Origin of the sequence: Vibrio sp. V38_P2S17PM301, assembly GCF_009904845.1 — a bacterium.
Taxonomy (GTDB): Bacteria; Pseudomonadota; Gammaproteobacteria; order Enterobacterales; family Vibrionaceae; genus Vibrio; species Vibrio proteolyticus.
This window is the reverse complement of record NZ_WXWO01000061.1, coordinates 19567-37477: the sequence shown is the minus strand read 5'-3', so window position 1 is coordinate 37477 and position 17911 is coordinate 19567. Positions and strand designations below refer to the sequence as shown.

Sequence of the window (17911 nt, the reverse complement as noted above, 5' to 3'; positions counted from 1 at the left end):
AATAGGGATGCAGCAAAGCTGTAACAGATTGACTCGGGCAGCCTGTTTTGATGCATATTGGCGAGCGCTTTCACAGCTTCTGTCTCGACAACGAGTTAGAGTGCAGTTCATGGAGTCCATCATGAGGATATTGTTGATGACGATACCGATAATCTTAGATTGTGATCCTGGCCATGACGACGCTATTGCACTGATTCTGGCGTGCGCGTCGCCGGAGTTGGACATTCGCGCCGTGACCACCAGTGCTGGCAATCAAACCCCAGACAAAACGCTAAATAATGCGTTACGAATTCTGACCCTGCTGGACCGCTGCGACATTCCCGTCGCGGCTGGCGCCGCTAAACCATTGAAAAGAGAGTTGGTGATTGCCGACAATGTGCATGGTGAAAGTGGTTTGGATGGCCCTTCTCTTCCTGAGCCCGGCTTTTTGGCCCAACAAACGGATGCCGTGTCGCTGATGGCTTCTGTATTGCGAAGCAGTGAGCATCCCGTGACGATTGTGCCCACCGGCCCACTAACCAACGTGGCACTGTTACTGGCTACGCACCGCGATCTGATCCCCAAGATAGAACGTATTGTGTTGATGGGAGGCGCAGCGGATTTTGGCAACTGGACCGCGGCGGCTGAATTCAACATATATGTCGACCCGGAAGCCGCCGATATGGTGTTTCGTGCTGGGGTGCCGATCACCATGTGTGGTCTGGATGTTACCCATAAAGCGCAAATCCTGGCGCACGATGTTGACCGTATTCGCAGGGTCAACAATCGCATTGCGACAACGGTAGCTGAGCTGCTCGACTTTTTCCTCATCTATCATCAGGATCCAAAATGGGGTTTTGACGGCGCACCGCTTCATGATCCGTGTACGATTGCCTGGCTGCTGGCACCGGAACTTTTTACTACGCGTGCATGCTGGGTCGGGGTCGAAACTCAGGGCGAGTATACTCAAGGTATGACGGTCGTAGATTTGTTTCAGTTATCCGGGCGGGAGGTAAATGCCGACGTTGTACTGGATGTTGACCGGCAGCGGTTTGTGGATCTTCTGGTAGCACGTCTGGAGGGATACACAACCAGCCATCCGATCGGGTAACGCACTTTCAATCAAGGAGATGAGGATGAAACAGCAATGGATCGTAAAGAGTGTATTGTGTGCATGTTTGCTGGCTGTACCGTTGCCGCTGCTAGCGTCGGAGCGGGCCGATACCGCCTGGCAGTGGATTGTGCAAGGAGCCATAGTGGTGGACGTCCGAACGCCGCAAGAGTTTGAACAGCAACATCTGGATGGTGCACGCAACTACCCGCTGAGTGACGTGGCAACCGCTTTCAATCATCTGGACAAAAACACCCCGATCGTTCTCTATTGTCGCAGCGGTAACCGCTCTGCCAAAGCGTATGACTATCTCCGGCAAGCGGGCTTTACTCAACTGCACAACGGGGGTGGGCTGGACGAAATGCTGGCAGTGAAGCCATGACCGCTCATTGACCGCGTGTCGGACAACCGACGTTATGATCGGCTGAATTGGGCTCGGTACTGCTTGGGAGAGACGCCAACCAGACGGCGAAAATGGTGGCGCATGGTCATGGCGTTTTCAAAACCAGACAACTGGGCCAGTTGATCCATGTTGTGTGCGTCGCTTTCCAGTAAGCCTTTGGCGCGTTCGATCCGCTGCTGTGTCAGCCACTCTTTTGGTGACTGGTGAAAGCTGGTGCGAAACTTACGGTCAAATGTCCTGCGCGACATATTGGCTTTGGCTGCCAGCATGTCAATGTGGATGGGCTGATGCAAATTGTGGTTGGCCCAGTTGAGAGCCTCAGAAAACTGATTCGGTACTTCCAGCATCGGCGTGTCGACAAATTGAGATTGTCCGCCGTGTCGATGCGCGGAGACCACCAGGCGTTTGGCGACCTGATTGGCCGTGGCGTAGCCAAAATCGCGGCGAATCACGGCGAGCCCAAGATCCAGTGCTGCTGCACTGCCAGCGGAGCAGCCAATTTGACCATCAAATACATACAGGACGTTTGGTGCGTAATCCACATGAGGAAAGCGGGCCCGAAAACGCGCTTCAAACTGCCAGTGCGTTGTGGCTTGGCGGCCATCAAGTAATCCCAGTTCAGCGAGAAGAAAGGCCCCGGAACAAAACGTCAGAATTCGTTTGCCGGCTTCGGCAAAGCGTGCGACCTGACGGTGAATCTCTGTGTCTGTGGTTGTTGGCCGAGTCGGCCAGCTCGGGATCACCAGCATGTCGTAGGGTTCCAGACTGTCTACGTTCCGTGCCTGCAATAATACCTCGCCAGTGGTGACAAACGGCTGATGCTCGAGATTGACCACTTCGGTGTGATACCACTGCTCAAACTCTGGTCTCGGCAGGGCAAACAGCTCTGCGGCGCAGGCGAGCTCAAACAGCGATGCGTGGGCGTGAGTAAGAATCGCCACTTTTTTCATCAGGCCTCTCCATGGGACTCATGTGGATAAACTTGGCTTGATATTAACGCACTATGGCTTTTTCGCCAGTGTCCGAGAGCCAGAATGAGAGCCACAATAAGATCTGGTCAATCACACAACAAGGACACGTTATGACAAGCGCCGTTTCCCGAATTCCAGCTGCCGACAGCGACGCCGCTTTGGCACATTTTTCAGCCCTTCAACGGTTTGAAACCGATTGCTGGGACGTTCACCACGCAATGACCAATGGGTTGCAGGATTTTGTCCTGATCGATGTGCGGGGGGACGAACTTTACCGGCAGGGGTACATAGCCGGGGCGATCAATATTCCCCACCCACGCCTGAACTTCAACAATCTGGCCGAGTTTCCGCTCGATACCCTGTTTGTTGTGTATTGTGCCGGGCCACACTGTAATGGTACTGAGAAAGCCGCGATCCGGTTAGCCAAACTGGGACGCCCGGTGAAAAAGATGATCGGTGGCGTAACCGGTTGGCTGGACGAAGGATTTGAACTGAGGTCAGGGCTGACGGAAGAGGGTGAGGTGACGGTATGAAACTGATCGTGGGACGCGACTCGACCTGGTCGCTGCGCAGCTGGCTGTGCGCCAGTCTGGCCGGATTCATGCCGGAGCTTGAGATTATTGATTTGTCCCGTGGTGAGGCCTCGAAACAGCTTCACCGGTTATCACCAACCGGGCTGGTTCCGGTGCTTAAGGACGGGGATATCGAGGTACACGATTCGCTGGCGATTGCGGAATATTTGAACGAGAAAAGTGATGGCAATTTGTACCCGTCAGATACCGCGCAACGCGCGCTGGCCCGCAGTTTGTGTGCCGAACTTCACGCCGGATTCCCGCTGTTGAGAAGTCGGTGTCCGTTTACCTTGGACGCTGTGACGCCAGTGCAACCGGACGCCGCGATGCAGCGTGAATTGACGAGGATAGAACGGATCTTTTCCAACGCGAACAGTCACTTCTATTTTGCTCAGCCCAGTGTGGTGGACGCGTTTTTTGCTGTGATGGCCGTCAGGTTGCAGCACTACGGGCTTGAGCTCGTTGGGTCAGCCGGAGAATACCAGCATCAACTGTTGCGTTGGCCTGCTCTTAAGGAGGCGTTAAAGCAAGCACGGTTGTGGCGGGAGGCGGGCGCATGAACATCGGGATATACATCTATGACGATGCCGAAGTGCTTGATTTTGCTGGGCCATTTGAAGTGTTCAGTACGGCCCGCAGACTCGCTCAGAATGACTGGCAGATTTTTTTTATTGCTCAGGTGGATGCTCTGGTGAAAGCGCGCGGCGGTATGATGATCAGCCCGCATTACCACTTCGCCAATCATCCGCCGCTGGACATGTTGCTGGTCGTCGGGGGGCTGCATCAAGCGCAGCTCGATAAGCCAGCAGTGATAAACTGGATCCGTCAGCAGGCCCAGCAAGTGAGTCGAATAGCGTCGGTGTGTACCGGCGCCTTCTTGCTGGCGGAGGCGGGCATCTTAGATGGATTGAGTGTCACCACGCATTGGGAAGACCAGGCGGCGTTGCAAGCACGTTATCCGGCATTATCCGTGCTCACAGACACGCGTTGGGTTGAGCAGGGAGACGTGATGACCTCTGGAGGCATTTCGGCGGGCATTGATATGAGTTTGTCTCTGGTCGCGCTTCTGGCGGAACGCACCCTGGCAGAGCGCACGGCTGTCCAGATGGAATATCGCTGGCAAGCGTCGCCGTAAACGAAAAGAGCCTGTGACATCACAGGCTCTTTTGCTTAGGAACGTGTTGGTTCTTTGTCTTGCTCTGGTTTTGCCCTGTCCACCAGTAGGTAATCAAACACGTTACGGGCAAAAGGTGCACCGACCCGCGAGCCGCCGTTGCCGTGTTCAATCACCACGGTAGTGACGTAGCGCGGATGCTGAAACGGTGCAAATGACGTAAACAAGCCATGATCAAGCAGGTTCTTGGCCAGTTTTTTGGAGTTGTACACTTCGTCTTTTCTCAGGCCGAACACCTGAGCCGTACCAGACTTACCGCCACTTGAATATTGCGCCCCTTTAAATGCTCGTCGTCCGGAGCCGCGGCTGCCTTCATTTACCAGTCGCATCGCGTTGATCGGAATATCCCAGTCTTGAACCGGGACGCCCGTAATCGCTGGCAGCGGTTTGGGTTCCCACTCTTTGGCGTGACTGAACTGTTCACCGTGATCTAAGACGGCGCGAAGCAGGTGGGGCGGCATCACTTTTCCGTGATTGAGCAACACAGACGTCGCTTTGGCGATTTGCAGCGGGGTGGCGGTCCAGTACCCCTGACCGATCCCAATCGGAACGGTATCGCCTTGGTACCAGGGGACATGATGACGGACCATTTTCCACTCACGCGTCGGCATGTTCGCGCTGCTCTCTTCACGAATGTCGATCCCCGTGGGCCTACCGAAGCCGAATTTGTTCATCCAGGTTGAAATGCGGTCAATACCCAGATCATACGCCACCTGATAGAAGAAGGAGTCGACCGATTCTTCGATCGCCAATGTGACGTCCACATTGCCATGACCCCAGCGTTTCCAGTCGCGCCATGCTTTAGAATTCCGTTTTGAGCCAGGAATTCGCCACACGCCATGATCGTTTCGCACCGTATTGGGAGTGATCACGTGTTCAGACAAGCCGGCGACGGCCATAAAAGGTTTCACCGTTGACGCTGGTGGATAGACGCCGAGGGTGACGCGGTTCACAAGCGGGTGAGACGGATCGCTCAGCAGTGCACGATAGGCTTGCCCAGAGATGCCGTTGACAAACGGGTTGGGATCGTAGCTTGGGCTGGAGGCCATCGCCAGCACGCTGTTGTCTTGCGGATCCAAGACCACCGCACTGCCCTGACGGTGATCCAACTGGTCAAAGACAAACTGCTGCAGTTTAATGTCGATGTTCAGTACGATGTCCTTACCGGCGACAGGTGGGACGTATTTGATGGTTCGGATCACCCGACCACGGCTGTTGACTTCCACTTCTTCATAGCCTTTGGTGCCATGCAGTATGTCTTCGTAGTAACGCTCTACGCCCAGCTTACCGATGTTGCGAGTCGCCTGATAGTTCGTGAGCTTTCCCTCTTTATCAAGGCGTTGTAGATCACGGTCATTGATGTGCGAGACATAACCCAGCACGTGGGTCAGAATCTCTCCGAACGGATAGTAGCGTTTGAGGTCGGCACTGACTGACACGCCGGGAAACGCGTACTGATGCACCGAAAACTGGGCGACTTCCTGTTCATTTAGCTCACTTTTGATCGTCACCGACAGAAATCCACGTGTGTGCTGGTAGCGCTTTTTGAACGCATCGGTTTCTTCCGGTGTCAGAGTGATGAATGGGGAGAGTTTTTGCAGCAGGGTATCCACATCGCCCGCCTGTTCAGGGATCATGTCCAGGTTGTAGATGGGTTGATTCTCTGCCAGCAAGACGCCGTTGCGGTCGTAGATTAAGCCGCGTGTCGGGGCGATAGGTAAGATTTTGATGCGGTTGTCGTTAGATCGGGTTTTATAATCTTTGTAATGATTGACTTCCAGGTTGTACAGGTTGGCAATCAGCACCCCGATCAGGGCAACAATGCCAAAAAAAGCCGCAATGGCGCGCCGTTTGAACAGTTTAATTTCTTCTTCATGATTACGAATGGGCGTGCGTTGATGAAAATTCATTGTATCTTGAGCTCGTAAGGTTACATCGATGCACTGAGAAGAGCAGGCCGCCAGGGGAAAGGCGGTGATGTTGTTACATTTAGTTACACTTAGTCGGTACTCTAACGAGGATCGTTTCAGTAATTGTACGAGCAATGTCAACTTTGTGGCCCTGCGTTGAGATTGGCGCGGCTTTTGGGCTATTTGTTCTCAACTGCATCTTTTTTAAACACTATCGATTATCATGAGCGTTCTCTCGTGCTTACTTGATGATGAAACTCATGCTGTCTGAATGGATCTCCACACCGGCGTTGATTGCCGCATTTCTTATTTTTGTCGGGTCATTTGTCCAAACTGCGATTGGCTTTGGGCTGGCGATTGTGGCTGCTCCGTTACTGTTTCTGGTGTCGCCGGACTATGTGCCAGCGCCGATCTGCCTGGTGGCATTGTTTATTTCTGTGCTTAACGCGCTAAAACATCGTGACAGCGTGGAAATCGGCGGTTTGAAAATGGCGTTAATTGGCCGGGTGCCAGGTTCAGTTGCCGGCGGCGTGCTATTGGTCATGGTGTCGACGGATGTACTGGCACTGTGGCTGGGGTTCTTGGTGCTGTTTGCGGTTGCGGTGAGTCTGTTGCCGTTTCGGATTGAGCCGACCCCTATGCGGATGGGCGTGGCCGGTTTCTTTTCCGGTTTTTTTGGCACCAGTTCTGCAATCGGTGGTCCGCCCATGGCATTGCTGCTGCAACATCAGGAAGCCAATCAGCTGAGAGGAAATTTGTCGGCCTTTTTTGTGTTCAGCTCGCTGATCTCGCTGATCATTCAGATTCCCGCTGGCTTTTTTACACTTCACCATGTGTGGATTTCGATACCTCTATTACCAGCGGCCTGGCTTGGCTACAAACTGGCCCGGCTTACCACCCACAGTCTGCCCAAGGACAACATTCGAATGGGCGCGCTTTTGCTCTGCTCGGTCAGCGGGGCGACAGCCGTGTGGCAAGGGTTCAACTAAACTCGTTCATCCCAGATTAAGGAAACATCATGATACTGGAAGTCGCTATATTGAATGTGAAACCAGAATTATCCACGCAATTTGAGCGGAACTTCGCCCAGGCACAGACTATCATTGCCTCTATGCCGGGCTATATCGCGCATCAATTGCAGCGTTGTCTGGAAACCCCTGACCAGTATCTCTTGCTGGTCAACTGGGAAACGCTTGAGGATCATGAGCAGGGATTTCGCCAATCGCCTCAATATCAGGAATGGAAGCAACTTTTACATCATTTTTACCACCCATTCCCCACCGTGGAGCATTATGAACGGGTTTTCTGAAAGGAGCGACAATGAGAACGTTAGGTAACATTATTTGGTTTATTTGCGGCGGCGTCTTTATGGGGCTGGCGTGGTGGTTGTTTGGTTTGTTGGCTTTTATCAGCATTATCGGCATTCCATGGGGACGTGCCTGTTTCGTGATGGGGAACTTTTCTTTTTTCCCGTTCGGCTACGAAGCGATCTCGCGTGATGAGTTGACCAATGAAACCGACATCGGAACCAGCCCGCTGGGTTTTATCGGCAACGTGATCTGGTTTTTACTCGCGGGTATCTGGCTGGCCATCGGTCATATTATGTCCGCTGTGGCGTGCTTTATTACCATCATAGGTATTCCGTTTGCGCTGCAGCACCTGAAACTGGCGTATATTTCACTGGCCCCGATTGGTAAAACCGTGGTGCCGAAAGAAGAAGCGGCCGTGGCGCGTTATTCGAAATACAACAAGTAAGCGGTATATGAGCCCCGATGAGGGGCTCTTTTTTATCTGGGTGTTAGTGTGTCACTGTCTCGGCACCATTTTGGTTGCCAGCCGCAAGTCTGTACACATGATGGTGTGACTCCGGAAAGCGGCGGCTTTGAGGTGGGCGGTTTTGGTACGCCGTGTACCCCATCACAGTAGCGATTGGGTTCTGTCAGCGGGTTTACAGATCTTCGCCGTAGATATCGAAACTGAAGTATTTGGCGGCGATCTTGTCGTAGGTGCCGTTGGCACGGATGGCGTCAATGGCCTGATTGAATTTCTCCGCCAGTGCTTGATCCTGTTTTCTCAATGCCAGCGCGGTGCCTTCGCCGATATAGGCTTTGTCAGTGACCGCGTCGCCTTTGAATTCAAACCCCTTACCGATGGCTTTGTCCAGGAAAGCCAGCATCAGTTGATCGGCGTTGCCGAAGGTCACATCCAGGCGACCATTTTGCATGTCAATATACACTTCGTCTTGACCGGTATAGCGTTTGATCGAGGCAATAGCCCCGAATTTGTCGGTAACGTAACGATCATGGATAGTGCCTTGTTGTACCCCGATGGTTTTTCCTTCCAGGCCGGTTTGGTCCATGCTGAATGTTGCTTCTGCGCTGGCCACAAAGCGGGCTGGTGTCTGATAGTACTTATGGGTGAACAGTATGCGTTGTTTGCGCTCTTCGGTGATGCGCATCGAAGCCATGATGACGTCGGATTTGCGTGCCAGCAAACTTGGAATTAACGCATCCCAGTTTTGTGATACCCAGGTACAGTCTAATTGGGCTTGCTGACACAGTGCGTCAGCGATTTCAATGTCAAAACCCGCTGGTTTACCGTCGGCATCCATGTAGTTAAAAGGCGGATAGGTAAAGTCAGAGGCCAGGCGAACTTGTTTAGCCAGAACAGGTGTAGCAAAAAGAGAGGCGGCACAGGCAGCAGCGAAGAGGTATTTTTTCATGATTAACGTCCCTTTAATTAACTCAGTGTTGTTGGAATCGGGTAGTTGCAGATCAGCTCAGCGACTTCCTGCATGCTTTGTGGCGAGCCGATGGTAATGCGCACGCAGTGGCGAAGCGCTGGCTCATGGTGTTGGTTTCGCGTCACGATGCCGTGTTGTTTAAGATAGCCGAACAAGTCGATATCTGGGCGGGTGCGCAGTAGAACAAAATTGGTGGCTGAAGGATAAATGTGCTCTATCCAGTCAAGCTGACGAATGCTGTCGGTGAAGATCTGGCGTGTTTCAATGATACGCTGTGTGTTGTCTTGCGCGAGTGCAATGCCTTCGGCAGACAGAGCGTCCATGACGATACTGGCGGAGCTGTCTGGCATCGGATAGGGTGGGATCAGCTTCATCACAAATTCGACGACATCGGGTTGAGCGAGTAAAAAACCGCAGCGCACGGCCGCCAGCCCGAATGCTTTCGACAAGGTGCGGATGACCACCAGATTTGGGTACTGATCAATCAGACCGACCACACTTTGCTGCAGTTCAAACTCAATATACGCTTCATCAACCACCACCAGAGCTTGATCCCGCGTATGCTCCAAGACGTTGATCAGTGTTTCTCGTCCTAACATGTTGCCTGTGGGGTTGTTGGGAGAGCAGAGAAAGATCAGGTTAACGGCCTCCGCCGCCGCAATCACCGCTTCGGCATCCAGTTCAAAATGTTGCCCATGCAGTGGCACATCCACTGTGTCTATGGCAAGCGCGTCGGCGCAGAATTCGTACATGGCGTAGGTAGGTGAACAGATAAGAATCTTGTCTTTTCCGGGTTGGCAGAAGGTGCGAATCAACAAATCAATCGCTTCGTCTGCACCGCGAACGGCCAAAGCAGGTTGGCGGGTTTGACAGTACGCCTGATAAGCCTTGGCAATGTGCTGTGGCAAAAAGTCAGGGTAACGGTTGTAATCCGCGTGATCTGAATAGTGAACACCGTGCTCCAGTTCATTGGCATTGAGCCACAATCGGCCGTCGCCCCCGATGCGGCGTGCTGACTGATAAGGTATTAACTTTTTTATGCTTTCAGGGGCCAGTTTTGATGCCAGTGATGTCATGTTTAAACGTCCTTTTTGAATATATAGTCACTAGATCCGGCTTTAAATGCTTTTAGTGACTATTTAATGAATAATTTAGTCAAAAGTTTCTGGCATAAGAATCGAAATAAAAACATACTAGCTATGAAATAATTGCATGGCTTGGTGAGTGATGAGTCAACGTTTACCTTCAACAAAAAATTTGCAAGTGTTCCTGGCGACCGCAGAACACCTGAACTTCACCCACGCCTCTCAGGCACTGAATATGACGCAGGGCGCACTCAGTCGCCAGATTCAGTCGCTGGAGAGTTTGTTGGGAGTGGCACTGTTTTACCGTCAGGCGCGTGGGCTGTCGTTGACGGCGCAAGGCGAAAAGTTTATCCCGTTGGCTGAAGATATTCTTCATCGCCTGAAAAAGGCGGTGGTGGATGTGACCGAAAACTCCAGCCGAATTAAACTGAATGCGCCAAGCTGCATCACCGCTTGGCTACTCCCGCATTTGATGTCTTTTCAGCAAGCGTTTCCAGACATCGAAGTCGAGTTAACCTCCACCATCAAACATCAGGTCGTGCCGGATTTTGAACAGTTTGATGTGGTGATTGTGTACGGGAAGCCGGGACGTTCATCGCAGATTCAGCAGCAATTGCTGTTTGAGGAAAAGCTGTCTCCACTGTGTGCGCCTGAATTATGGAAACAGGTGGTGGGAGACGGTGACGATTGGCATGACGATGTGTTGACCCGTTTTATGTGGCTGCATGCTACGCCGGAGCACAACGATTGGCGACTATGGTTGGCGGCACGCGATCGCTCCGATCTAAAAGGTCAGCGCAATCAGATATTCTCGACCTTAGATCAGGCCATGAACGCCGCTCAACGCGGGTTTGGGATTGCGGTCGGGGACGTCACATTAGCGCAACAAGATCTCAGTTTGCATCGTCTCTGTCAGCCTTTTAAGCAGGCCGTCAGATCCGGGCAAAGTTATTATTTACTTTGGCCGCAGGAAGCGGATAACGATATGATTCACAGTTTGTTGCAATGGTTTGCTCAAGCGGCTGATGTGAAAACAGAAAATGACTTGGCGCTCACAACAGTCTGACATGTGCAATGGATCGGCTGTCTAGTATTAACAGAGTTATGAAATGAGAGGAACATCGGCGTGAATCGTTCCATAATAAGAGATACTGGTTGCACTTTGCGGAGCGACAATGATCGGTAAACGCGCGGTATTTCTGTTGTGTGGCATGACGCTATTGGCCTCGGGCTGCAGCTCCTCTCCGACGCCTTCTTCGTCCTACTATACAGGGCATCATGAGCTCTGGTGGTACGAGAACGATGACTACTGGTATCACTATTACCCAGACAGCTGCGTTGATGAGCGGGCCTGTAAGCAGCGCCTGCAAAACTGGTGGGACGGGCTGGATACCGAGCAGCAACAGGCGGTCAAAGACAAGGTACAAGATTGGAAAGACGACGATATGTCGGCCAATCTGGATCACTTAAAACAGCAGTTAGATACACAATGGCACTCGTTACCTGAGGAGCGCCAACAGGCTATTGAGCAGAAATGGCAGAGTCATCATGGCAGCGATGAACGAGTTCGTTTACCCGAGCCTCAGCATCATCAGCCACAGATGAATCGACCAGCCATTCGCTCACGAATACAAACCCTTCCGAGAACGAGAAAATTATAAGGAGTTCGGAATAATGAAACGTCTTCTACTGACAACGATTGGTTGCGCGGCTTTACTTTCAATGACGGCGTGTTCCAGCCCGGTGGTTGATGTCACCCCGGACATGCTGCAGAACCAGCAGTGGAAACTGACACAGGTTGATGGCAATGCCGTCTCCACTAACGCGACACTGGAAATCAATGATGAAGCTCGGGCGGCCGGTAGCACCGGGTGCAACCGTTTCTTTGGCCAGTCTGAGCTGCAGGGCAACCGTATCCGGGTAGAGCGCATGGGTATGACTCGCATGGCGTGTCTGGATGAGAGCAAGATGAAAACGGAACAGATCGTTGCGGGCGTACTGACCGACTGGAGCGATGTGTCGATTCAAGATGGCGAGTTGATTCTCAAAGGTGTGTCACACACCTTGACGTACGTATTGGCCAATCAGCCGCAGTAAATCGATTGACAGGCCGCGTGTTCGCGGTCTGTCTTTTCCATCAATACGCATGAATGCCGAACGCGCGTAGTTTATCCGGTAGCACCTCATCCAGGCGTTCAATGTCGGCACTGTCCAGTTCGATTAACGCGAACCCATGATGCTGATAAACCGTCCGAATGTGTTGACGCTGTTTCTCAGTGACACTGCCGGAATCACTGCCCCAGAATTGCAGATATACCTTTCCCGCCGGAAGATAAAAGTCGCTGATGATGTCTTCTTCGACGGGTAACTGACGCTGATAAGCGTGCACCACCCCGTTCATATACAGCCAATTATCGATGCGCAGTTCACCACGGGAACGTACATAATGACCGTCGAGTGTCCGGTGTTTGGCTTCAAACTTTTGGCGAAAGCTCGACAACGATTTGTCGGTCGCATGTACTTCGGCATCTTGTCCGAGAAACTCTACCACGCACTGTTTGAGTCGCTTATTACGGACTAAGGCATCGTGCCACACCGCGTACTGGTTGCCTGAGGTTTTGTCTTCACGCTGGTAACCACCGACCGTCAATCCTGATTCGGTCACCTGCCAGCCTTGTTCTGTTTTCTGCAACCAGCCCAGCTCATTCAGGAGTTGATTGACTTTCTTTGGGTTGAGCCCGAATCGTTCACCAAGCTGGGTGGCACTTAAGGGCTGACCAGAAGTGGCGGAAAGGTCGATCAGCAGATTGTCCGGCCAGACAATAAATTGGCCGTATTTGGGGTGAGTGGCGTAATCGCCACCAAATTTTCGTCCCAGTTCAGTCAGGATCCATTTGTCCTCTGAACGATTGAGATACCCAGCAGTTTTTAACTCATTGAACAGCTGTTTCGCCTCAACGTTCCTGCGTTTGGCCAGCGCTGTTGTTGATAGTTTTTCCGTCATATGCCGACTCCTTGTTGTGTTTATTTTTGCCTGCCGAACGATGAGATTCAATCACTTGCCTGCAAATACTGGCGCGGTGTCCGGCCAGTATGCTGACGAAAAAAAGCGATAAACGCACTATCACTGGAAAACGCCAGACGGTCGGCAACGTCATTCACTGCAGCACCACCAGACAAATGCTCAATGGCTTTCAGGAGCCGCCATTGTGCCCGCCAGTCCTGATAAGGCATGCCCGTTTCGCGTTGAAAAATGCGCGTGATGGTTTTACTGCTGGCTCCGACCTGCTGACAGAGCTGGTTGAGTGGCGGAGGCATGGTGACGTCGTTGTGCAATTGGGTCAGCCAGGCCGTGAGGCGTCTGTCTTCCGGCAGGGGTAGTGACAAGTGCTGCACGGGCGCCTGTTGGAACTCCTCGAAAAACAACGCACAGGTATTTTGCATATCATGCTTGGGTTTATCCCATGGCCAGAAGGCCATGCGTTCGATCAGTGCCTGAAGCAATGCATTGACCTCGACAATGCGAATGTCCGTGTCCACTGCTTGGGCTAAGTGCGCATCAAAATAGACTGAACGATACTCAACCACATTATTCATGGTGGCACAGTGAGGCACGCCGGCCGGAATCCAGGCTGCCCGGGTAGGAGGCAGAACGTATTGCTGGCGGCGAATGGTGAAGGTGATGCACCCCTGCGGCGCATACAGTAACTGGGCCTTGTTGTGCTGGTGCATGCCGGAGTCATGCTTTCCGACCCGTGCGGCGATGCCGATCACATCTGCTGTCAGTGCGTCTGCGTTAAAACGGGTTGTCGCGTCTATCAGAGCCATGTGTCTCTATTTTGCTGTTTTTGGTCTTGATCGTGTTATAGGGACTATAGCAGAGCGGGCTACACTGCGCCTACTTTGAAAGTGGATTGGAGAGAAAGATGAACAAATCACCACCCAATGCCGGTCTGATGGTGTTGTTATTGATGTTTCCGCAGGTGGTCGAAACGATTTATAGCCCGGTATTGCCTGCCATCGCAGAGGGATTTGGGGTCAGTGAGTCCGTGGCAGCCCAGACATTGTCGATTTACTTTTCCGCGTTTGCGGTTGGGGTTGTGATATGGGGTACGGTGGCCGATTATCTGGGGCGACGCAAAACGATGTTATTAGGCTTGGCGGTGTACGGCATCGCGGCGTTAGGCGCTGTCATCAGCACCGATTTCCACACATTGCTGGGTTTTCGCGCGCTCAGTGCTGTGGGGGCCGCCGTCGGTTCTGTGGTGACACAAACCATGCTGCGCGACATTTTTGAAGGCGAAGCGCTGGGGCGGGTATTTGCCTGGGTGGGCATTGGTATCGCCATCAGTCCGGTGATCGGTATGATGACTGGCGGCGGGTTAACGCTGTTGGGAGGCTATCCGGCGGTGTTTACGGCGTTGTGTGTGCTCGCGCTGGCTCTGTGCTTGGTGTGTGCGATTATGTTACCGGAGACATTGCACGGTGAACAAGTGAAGCCTCGTGTGACAACTGTAGTGAGGCAGCTTGTTCGTGATGGTCATATCTGGCGTAGCGCTTTTCTGGTGGCCGGTTTTAATGTCGCGTTGTTTGGCTATTATCTGCAAGGGCCGTTTGTGTTTCAGAGACTTGGGTATGACCCCCACTTATTTGGCTACAGCGGGATGGTGATGGCCGCAGGCACGCTGGCAGGCAGTGTGTGGAATAAACGCCTGGTAACGCGCTGGCGTACGGACTCTATCCTGCGTTTGGCGGCACTGCTGGTGCTGGCTGGTGGTTTGGGGGTGATCGCGACCATCGACAGTTTGTGGTTCTTGGCGCCGATGTTGCTGGTTGTGTGTGGCTTTGGACTTGGGATCCCCAATGTTCTGAGCCAGGCCTTGGTCGAATACAAAGCGGGTATCGGCACGGCTGGTGCCTGGTTTGGTTTGATGTATTACCTATTAATCGGAGGAGGCCTTGCTCTCGCTGGCTGGATTCAAAACTTGGGAATCGTCCTGAGCGTCTGCGGGGGAGTGTGCTTGCTACTGACTTTGACACGCCGCTCAAGGCCGTAGAGAAACAGGGAGGCGCAAGCCTCCCGTTGCTCAGGGCTGAGGAATCACTCGAATTTGCAGCGCTTCGTCCACGTCGATCAGTTTTGCCAGTTTTTGCAACTTTTCTCTGGTCATGGTGTGCAGCAGTACGGGCAGTCGAGCCTGTTCCGGTAAGAACTCCGGCGCAGTCTGAGCGATGGAAGTCAGATCCAGCCAGTAATAATTGTCTTGCTCATGCTGTTTGATCGCATCCAGCATGGGCGTAACCGCGCGGCGCAAATCGTCTTCACTGACAGGGCGCGCCTGCAAGTCTCTGAGCACCGATTTATACGTCGCCAACACGGTATCGACTTGCCCGACGGTTGTATTGCTGTTGATGCTCATATTGCCGTAATTCTTAAACAGAGTGGATTGCGTGTAATCGACCCACGGACTGTACGATGCACCTATCGCTTCGCGGACCTCTTTGGTGATGCGTTGTTGCAGCACTTCAAACAGTACCCGGAACCCGACCGATTGCTCATAATTCTTGCCATCGGGGATCTGCCAGTAGGTTGTGGCTATGGCGGTGGTCTTATCGCCTTGGTGATACAGCGTCAGATCTTGCTTTTTGACCGGGGGGAAAGATTCCTTGTACGGCTCAAATACCTGCTGTGGTTTCAGGGGAAGCGCCCCGAAGGTTTGCGCAACGTAACTGGTGGCGTCTTCCAGCGTGATGTCGCCCACCACCCCGATTTCTACCGGGCCATTGAGCAGGGCATCGCGCACCAGAGGCTGAACATCACCCATGGAATACTGGCTCAGTTCTGTCACGCCTGGGAGTTTCCAGCGGGCATCTCCACCGTGTAGCAGAGGGCCAACGTGGAATTGCAATACCTGTTCAGGTGATTGCTGATAGGTGTTGTACACCGAATCCAGATGCTGCAGCGCAAAAGCCCGACCTTCCTCGCGATAGCCGCCGTCGGTGAAATACGCCGCATAGAGGCGGAGTTGGTTGAGGACGTCTTTATTGGCGACGATGCTTTGCGCGTCAATGGCACTGTTGGTAAACAGCATATTGGCACCGATGGTTTCATCATCAAAGATGCCACGTAATTCGTTGAGCGTGTGTTTTTTCAACCCGGCGGCCACCATACCGGCATCAAACAGTGTCATCAGCGGCGCTTTGTCATTGCTCAGTCCGTATTTGCCAGTACCTATACGAACGGTCAGGTAAACGGTGTCTTTCTCCAGCTTAGTGGGTTTGACGTTCAACATCACGCCGTTATCAAAGCGATACCGCACAACGTTACCGTAGTCGGATGTACTGACGTGTTTGGCGATGCCGGACTCGCCAAAGCTCTCATAACCAAAATGGTCATTGACTTGATTGACGTACGGCAAGACAGGTTCTTTCTGGCTGTTCTGGTACGCGGCGAGCAACTTACTTTCGATGCTATCCGGCGCCTGACGATCCGCCAGATAGATTCGTGGCGGATGAGCGCCCCAGCGTTGCTTAAACTTTTCATTGACCAGTTGAGCGGTGATTTTGTCGCGTTTCTGATTGAACTGCTCATGATCGAACAGCGCGGAAGTAAGGACATATTCACCATTCAGGGCAGTGACAGCGCGGCTGACCAGGTTGGCATTCGTCAGGTCATCGGTTGCGGTCAGACTGAGTTGCAGGTTATTGGCCATCGTGCTGACCTGACGTTGCACTTCTTCCTCACTGAAACCATAAATTAACGCCTGGCGCAGGGTTTGCTCCAGTGCTTCCAATCCTTGCTGCCATTCCCCTTGCGCAGTGGTGAGGCTGAGTTGGCTGATGCGGGCGAGCTGATAGTCCAGTTCCGTGCCTGCGTATGGCGAAATCAGCTTGCCTTCACTGTCAAACGCGATGGTTTCCAATCGGTACGCCAGAGCCCGGTCTCCAATCTCTTTGACCCATTGGTCGAAGTCGGTTTGGGTGGTGGCCTTGATGTGTTTCGCCGGATCAACAAAATTCAGCTCAATCCGCGCAGTAATATTGGGGTGAATAAATGCTTTGGCTTGCGCGTGTTGTGGTAGGCTCACCTGCATGTCCGGCTTGGCTGCGTCTTGACCCTGCGGATTTTTCCAATCCGAAAAATAGTGCTTTACTCTCTGGAGAATCGCCTGAGTCTCCACATCCCCGGCAATGATCAGGGTGGTATTACGAGGAGCATAGTAGCGGGTATAAAAATCTTTCAGCCGTTTCTGATTGACCGCTTCCATGCCAGCGAGGGTACCCAGTGGTCGCTTGTTCATGATGCCGGAGCCGGCAAGTAGATAATTGCTCCAGTCAATGTAACGCTCAAAGTTGGCCGACTGGCGTTCGCGTACTTCAGATTCAATGACTTTACGTTCCCGCGCGATGGCGTCGTTGTCCAAGGTTAATTCAGACGCGGTTTCGCGCAGCAGAAACAGCGCGGTATCGATACTGTCTTGGTCCGACTTGGGCAGGTCAAGCTCGTAGACGGTTTGTGAGAAATCGGTGAACGCATTGGTATCAGCACCAAATGACAGACCGTGGCGCTCAAGCATCGCGACCATTTCGCCTTCGGGGACGTGTGTTGAACCATTGAACGCCATATGCTCCAGGAAGTGTGCAACGCCAGGCTCTGCGCCACTTTCTTGCAAAGAGCCGGCATCGACCCGCATCCGGAGGGAAACGCTGTTCTTGGGCTGATCATTACGGATGACAATAAGTCGCATACCGTTGTCCAGCAACTGGGTTTGGTAACGGCTATCCAACGGGAGATCCGTTTGTGGAAACCACAGAGCGGAATCGTTGGGGGCGGACAAAACGGAGAAGGACAAACAAGATAGGGACAGCAGCAGCGTCCGCTTCTTAAATCGGGCGTTCCACATGATGATGACTTCTTAAACGTATTGAAAACATATGAAATGGTTTACTTAGAAGCTATAGC

General features: G+C 52.7%; 19 protein-coding genes. 12 read left to right on the top strand and 7 right to left on the bottom strand.

The genetic code is table 11. From position 1 onward, the window contains the following. Window positions 1-136: 136 nt before the first annotated feature. Window positions 137-1090 (top strand): pyrimidine-specific ribonucleoside hydrolase RihA, encoded by a 954-nt coding sequence (gene rihA / locus CAG64_RS14500; RefSeq protein WP_161488346.1) that lies wholly within the window; start codon window positions 137-139, stop codon window positions 1088-1090. Window positions 1091-1115: 25 nt separating this feature from the next. Continuing rightward, on the top strand, window positions 1116-1472 hold the full coding sequence (locus CAG64_RS14495) for a rhodanese-like domain-containing protein (protein WP_161488347.1): 357 nt from the start codon (window positions 1116-1118) through the stop codon (window positions 1470-1472). Window positions 1473-1504: 32 nt separating this feature from the next. Here CAG64_RS14495 and CAG64_RS14490 read toward each other — a convergent pair whose 3' ends face one another. Next, on the bottom strand, window positions 1505-2443 hold the full coding sequence (locus CAG64_RS14490; RefSeq protein ID WP_021706298.1) for a helix-turn-helix domain-containing protein: 939 nt from the start codon (window positions 2441-2443) through the stop codon (window positions 1505-1507). A 131-nt stretch (window positions 2444-2574) separates the two neighbouring features. Here CAG64_RS14490 and CAG64_RS14485 point away from each other — a divergent pair, with 131 nt between their 5' ends. Genes CAG64_RS14485 through CAG64_RS14475 form a run of 3 tightly spaced genes read left to right on the top strand, consistent with a single transcriptional unit; the run spans window position 2575 to window position 4171 of the window. Beyond that, a complete protein-coding gene (locus tag CAG64_RS14485) occupies window positions 2575-2997 on the top strand; it encodes a rhodanese-like domain-containing protein (protein WP_161488348.1) in 423 nt (140 codons plus the stop codon). Continuing rightward, complete coding sequence (locus CAG64_RS14480; RefSeq protein ID WP_161488349.1) at window positions 2994-3596, top strand: glutathione S-transferase N-terminal domain-containing protein; 603 nt, start codon at window positions 2994-2996, stop codon at window positions 3594-3596. Before CAG64_RS14485 ends, CAG64_RS14480 begins: the two co-directional genes overlap by 4 nt. Continuing rightward, window positions 3593-4171 (top strand): DJ-1/PfpI family protein, encoded by a 579-nt coding sequence (locus tag CAG64_RS14475; protein ID WP_161488350.1) that lies wholly within the window; start codon window positions 3593-3595, stop codon window positions 4169-4171. The genes CAG64_RS14480 and CAG64_RS14475 overlap by 4 nt, the downstream gene beginning before the upstream one ends. A 35-nt stretch (window positions 4172-4206) precedes the next feature. Here the strand turns inward: CAG64_RS14475 and mrdA are convergent, their stop codons facing one another. Further along, complete coding sequence (gene mrdA, locus CAG64_RS14470; RefSeq protein WP_161488351.1) at window positions 4207-6120, bottom strand: penicillin-binding protein 2; 1914 nt, start codon at window positions 6118-6120, stop codon at window positions 4207-4209. 260 nt (window positions 6121-6380) lie between these two features. Between mrdA and CAG64_RS14465 the strand changes: the two genes are divergently transcribed. Genes CAG64_RS14465 through CAG64_RS14455 form a run of 3 tightly spaced genes read left to right on the top strand, consistent with a single transcriptional unit; the run spans window position 6381 to window position 7875 of the window. After that, complete coding sequence (locus CAG64_RS14465) at window positions 6381-7109, top strand: sulfite exporter TauE/SafE family protein (RefSeq protein WP_021706293.1); 729 nt, start codon at window positions 6381-6383, stop codon at window positions 7107-7109. A 29-nt stretch (window positions 7110-7138) separates the two neighbouring features. Then, window positions 7139-7429, top strand: coding sequence for an antibiotic biosynthesis monooxygenase family protein (locus CAG64_RS14460; RefSeq protein ID WP_021706292.1), 291 nt, complete (start codon window positions 7139-7141; stop codon window positions 7427-7429). Window positions 7430-7440: 11 nt separating this feature from the next. Then, window positions 7441-7875 carry a YccF domain-containing protein gene (locus CAG64_RS14455; protein WP_021706291.1) on the top strand — a complete coding sequence of 145 codons (435 nt, stop codon included), beginning with the start codon at window positions 7441-7443 and terminating at the stop codon, window positions 7873-7875. Between the two features lie 193 nt (window positions 7876-8068). On the opposite strand, the gene CAG64_RS14450 is transcribed toward CAG64_RS14455, so the two are convergent. Together CAG64_RS14450 and hisC are read right to left on the bottom strand one after the other, a co-directional pair. Further along, the gene (locus tag CAG64_RS14450; protein ID WP_161454532.1) at window positions 8069-8842 is read right to left on the bottom strand and encodes an ABC transporter substrate-binding protein; all 774 of its coding nucleotides are present in this window, start codon (window positions 8840-8842) and stop codon (window positions 8069-8071) included. A 17-nt stretch (window positions 8843-8859) separates the two neighbouring features. Next, the gene (gene hisC / locus CAG64_RS14445) at window positions 8860-9939 is read right to left on the bottom strand and encodes a histidinol-phosphate transaminase (protein ID WP_161454531.1); all 1080 of its coding nucleotides are present in this window, start codon (window positions 9937-9939) and stop codon (window positions 8860-8862) included. Between the two features lie 151 nt (window positions 9940-10090). On the opposite strand from hisC, the gene CAG64_RS14440 reads away from it, so the two are divergent. From CAG64_RS14440 to CAG64_RS14430, 3 genes are all read left to right on the top strand, one after another. Next, on the top strand, window positions 10091-11014 hold the full coding sequence (locus CAG64_RS14440) for a LysR substrate-binding domain-containing protein (RefSeq protein WP_021705981.1): 924 nt from the start codon (window positions 10091-10093) through the stop codon (window positions 11012-11014). Window positions 11015-11123: 109 nt separating this feature from the next. Continuing rightward, window positions 11124-11609: a hypothetical protein gene (locus CAG64_RS14435; protein WP_161488352.1), complete on the top strand. Its 486-nt coding sequence runs from the start codon at window positions 11124-11126 to the stop codon at window positions 11607-11609. A gap of 13 nt (window positions 11610-11622) precedes the next feature. Beyond that, window positions 11623-12045 (top strand): META domain-containing protein, encoded by a 423-nt coding sequence (locus tag CAG64_RS14430; protein ID WP_161452066.1) that lies wholly within the window; start codon window positions 11623-11625, stop codon window positions 12043-12045. Between the two features lie 40 nt (window positions 12046-12085). Here CAG64_RS14430 and CAG64_RS14425 read toward each other — a convergent pair whose 3' ends face one another. Together CAG64_RS14425 and CAG64_RS14420 are read right to left on the bottom strand one after the other, a co-directional pair. Beyond that, complete coding sequence (locus CAG64_RS14425; protein WP_161488353.1) at window positions 12086-12952, bottom strand: glycerol kinase; 867 nt, start codon at window positions 12950-12952, stop codon at window positions 12086-12088. Window positions 12953-12999: 47 nt separating this feature from the next. Then, complete coding sequence (locus tag CAG64_RS14420) at window positions 13000-13776, bottom strand: AraC family transcriptional regulator (protein ID WP_161488354.1); 777 nt, start codon at window positions 13774-13776, stop codon at window positions 13000-13002. Window positions 13777-13874: 98 nt separating this feature from the next. Here CAG64_RS14420 and CAG64_RS14415 point away from each other — a divergent pair, with 98 nt between their 5' ends. Then, window positions 13875-15005: a multidrug effflux MFS transporter gene (locus CAG64_RS14415; RefSeq protein WP_161488355.1), complete on the top strand. Its 1131-nt coding sequence runs from the start codon at window positions 13875-13877 to the stop codon at window positions 15003-15005. A gap of 30 nt (window positions 15006-15035) precedes the next feature. Here CAG64_RS14415 and CAG64_RS14410 read toward each other — a convergent pair whose 3' ends face one another. Next, on the bottom strand, window positions 15036-17852 hold the full coding sequence (locus CAG64_RS14410) for a M16 family metallopeptidase (RefSeq protein WP_161488356.1): 2817 nt from the start codon (window positions 17850-17852) through the stop codon (window positions 15036-15038). Window positions 17853-17911 lie beyond the last annotated feature (59 nt).

What these genes read in the sequence shown, in the direction of transcription:
- CAG64_RS14465 (WP_021706293.1), top strand. Translation starts at nt 6,381, where the DNA reads ATGCTGTCTGAATGGATCTCCACACCGGCGTTGATTGCCGCATTTCTT.
- CAG64_RS14485 (WP_161488348.1), top strand. Translation starts at nt 2,575, where the DNA reads ATGACAAGCGCCGTTTCCCGAATTCCAGCTGCCGACAGCGACGCCGCT.
- CAG64_RS14450 (WP_161454532.1), bottom strand. Translation starts at nt 8,842, where the DNA reads ATGAAAAAATACCTCTTCGCTGCTGCCTGTGCCGCCTCTCTTTTTGCT.
- CAG64_RS14475 (WP_161488350.1), top strand. Translation starts at nt 3,593, where the DNA reads ATGAACATCGGGATATACATCTATGACGATGCCGAAGTGCTTGATTTT.
- CAG64_RS14420 (WP_161488354.1), bottom strand. Translation starts at nt 13,776, where the DNA reads ATGGCTCTGATAGACGCGACAACCCGTTTTAACGCAGACGCACTGACA.
- CAG64_RS14430 (WP_161452066.1), top strand. Translation starts at nt 11,623, where the DNA reads ATGAAACGTCTTCTACTGACAACGATTGGTTGCGCGGCTTTACTTTCA.
- CAG64_RS14425 (WP_161488353.1), bottom strand. Translation starts at nt 12,952, where the DNA reads ATGACGGAAAAACTATCAACAACAGCGCTGGCCAAACGCAGGAACGTT.
- CAG64_RS14490 (WP_021706298.1), bottom strand. Translation starts at nt 2,443, where the DNA reads ATGAAAAAAGTGGCGATTCTTACTCACGCCCACGCATCGCTGTTTGAG.
- CAG64_RS14460 (WP_021706292.1), top strand. Translation starts at nt 7,139, where the DNA reads ATGATACTGGAAGTCGCTATATTGAATGTGAAACCAGAATTATCCACG.
- CAG64_RS14440 (WP_021705981.1), top strand. Translation starts at nt 10,091, where the DNA reads ATGAGTCAACGTTTACCTTCAACAAAAAATTTGCAAGTGTTCCTGGCG.
- CAG64_RS14455 (WP_021706291.1), top strand. Translation starts at nt 7,441, where the DNA reads ATGAGAACGTTAGGTAACATTATTTGGTTTATTTGCGGCGGCGTCTTT.
- mrdA (WP_161488351.1), bottom strand. Translation starts at nt 6,120, where the DNA reads ATGAATTTTCATCAACGCACGCCCATTCGTAATCATGAAGAAGAAATT.
- hisC (WP_161454531.1), bottom strand. Translation starts at nt 9,939, where the DNA reads ATGACATCACTGGCATCAAAACTGGCCCCTGAAAGCATAAAAAAGTTA.
- CAG64_RS14480 (WP_161488349.1), top strand. Translation starts at nt 2,994, where the DNA reads ATGAAACTGATCGTGGGACGCGACTCGACCTGGTCGCTGCGCAGCTGG.
- CAG64_RS14495 (WP_161488347.1), top strand. Translation starts at nt 1,116, where the DNA reads ATGAAACAGCAATGGATCGTAAAGAGTGTATTGTGTGCATGTTTGCTG.
- CAG64_RS14435 (WP_161488352.1), top strand. Translation starts at nt 11,124, where the DNA reads ATGATCGGTAAACGCGCGGTATTTCTGTTGTGTGGCATGACGCTATTG.
- CAG64_RS14415 (WP_161488355.1), top strand. Translation starts at nt 13,875, where the DNA reads ATGAACAAATCACCACCCAATGCCGGTCTGATGGTGTTGTTATTGATG.
- rihA (WP_161488346.1), top strand. Translation starts at nt 137, where the DNA reads ATGACGATACCGATAATCTTAGATTGTGATCCTGGCCATGACGACGCT.
- CAG64_RS14410 (WP_161488356.1), bottom strand. Translation starts at nt 17,852, where the DNA reads ATGTGGAACGCCCGATTTAAGAAGCGGACGCTGCTGCTGTCCCTATCT.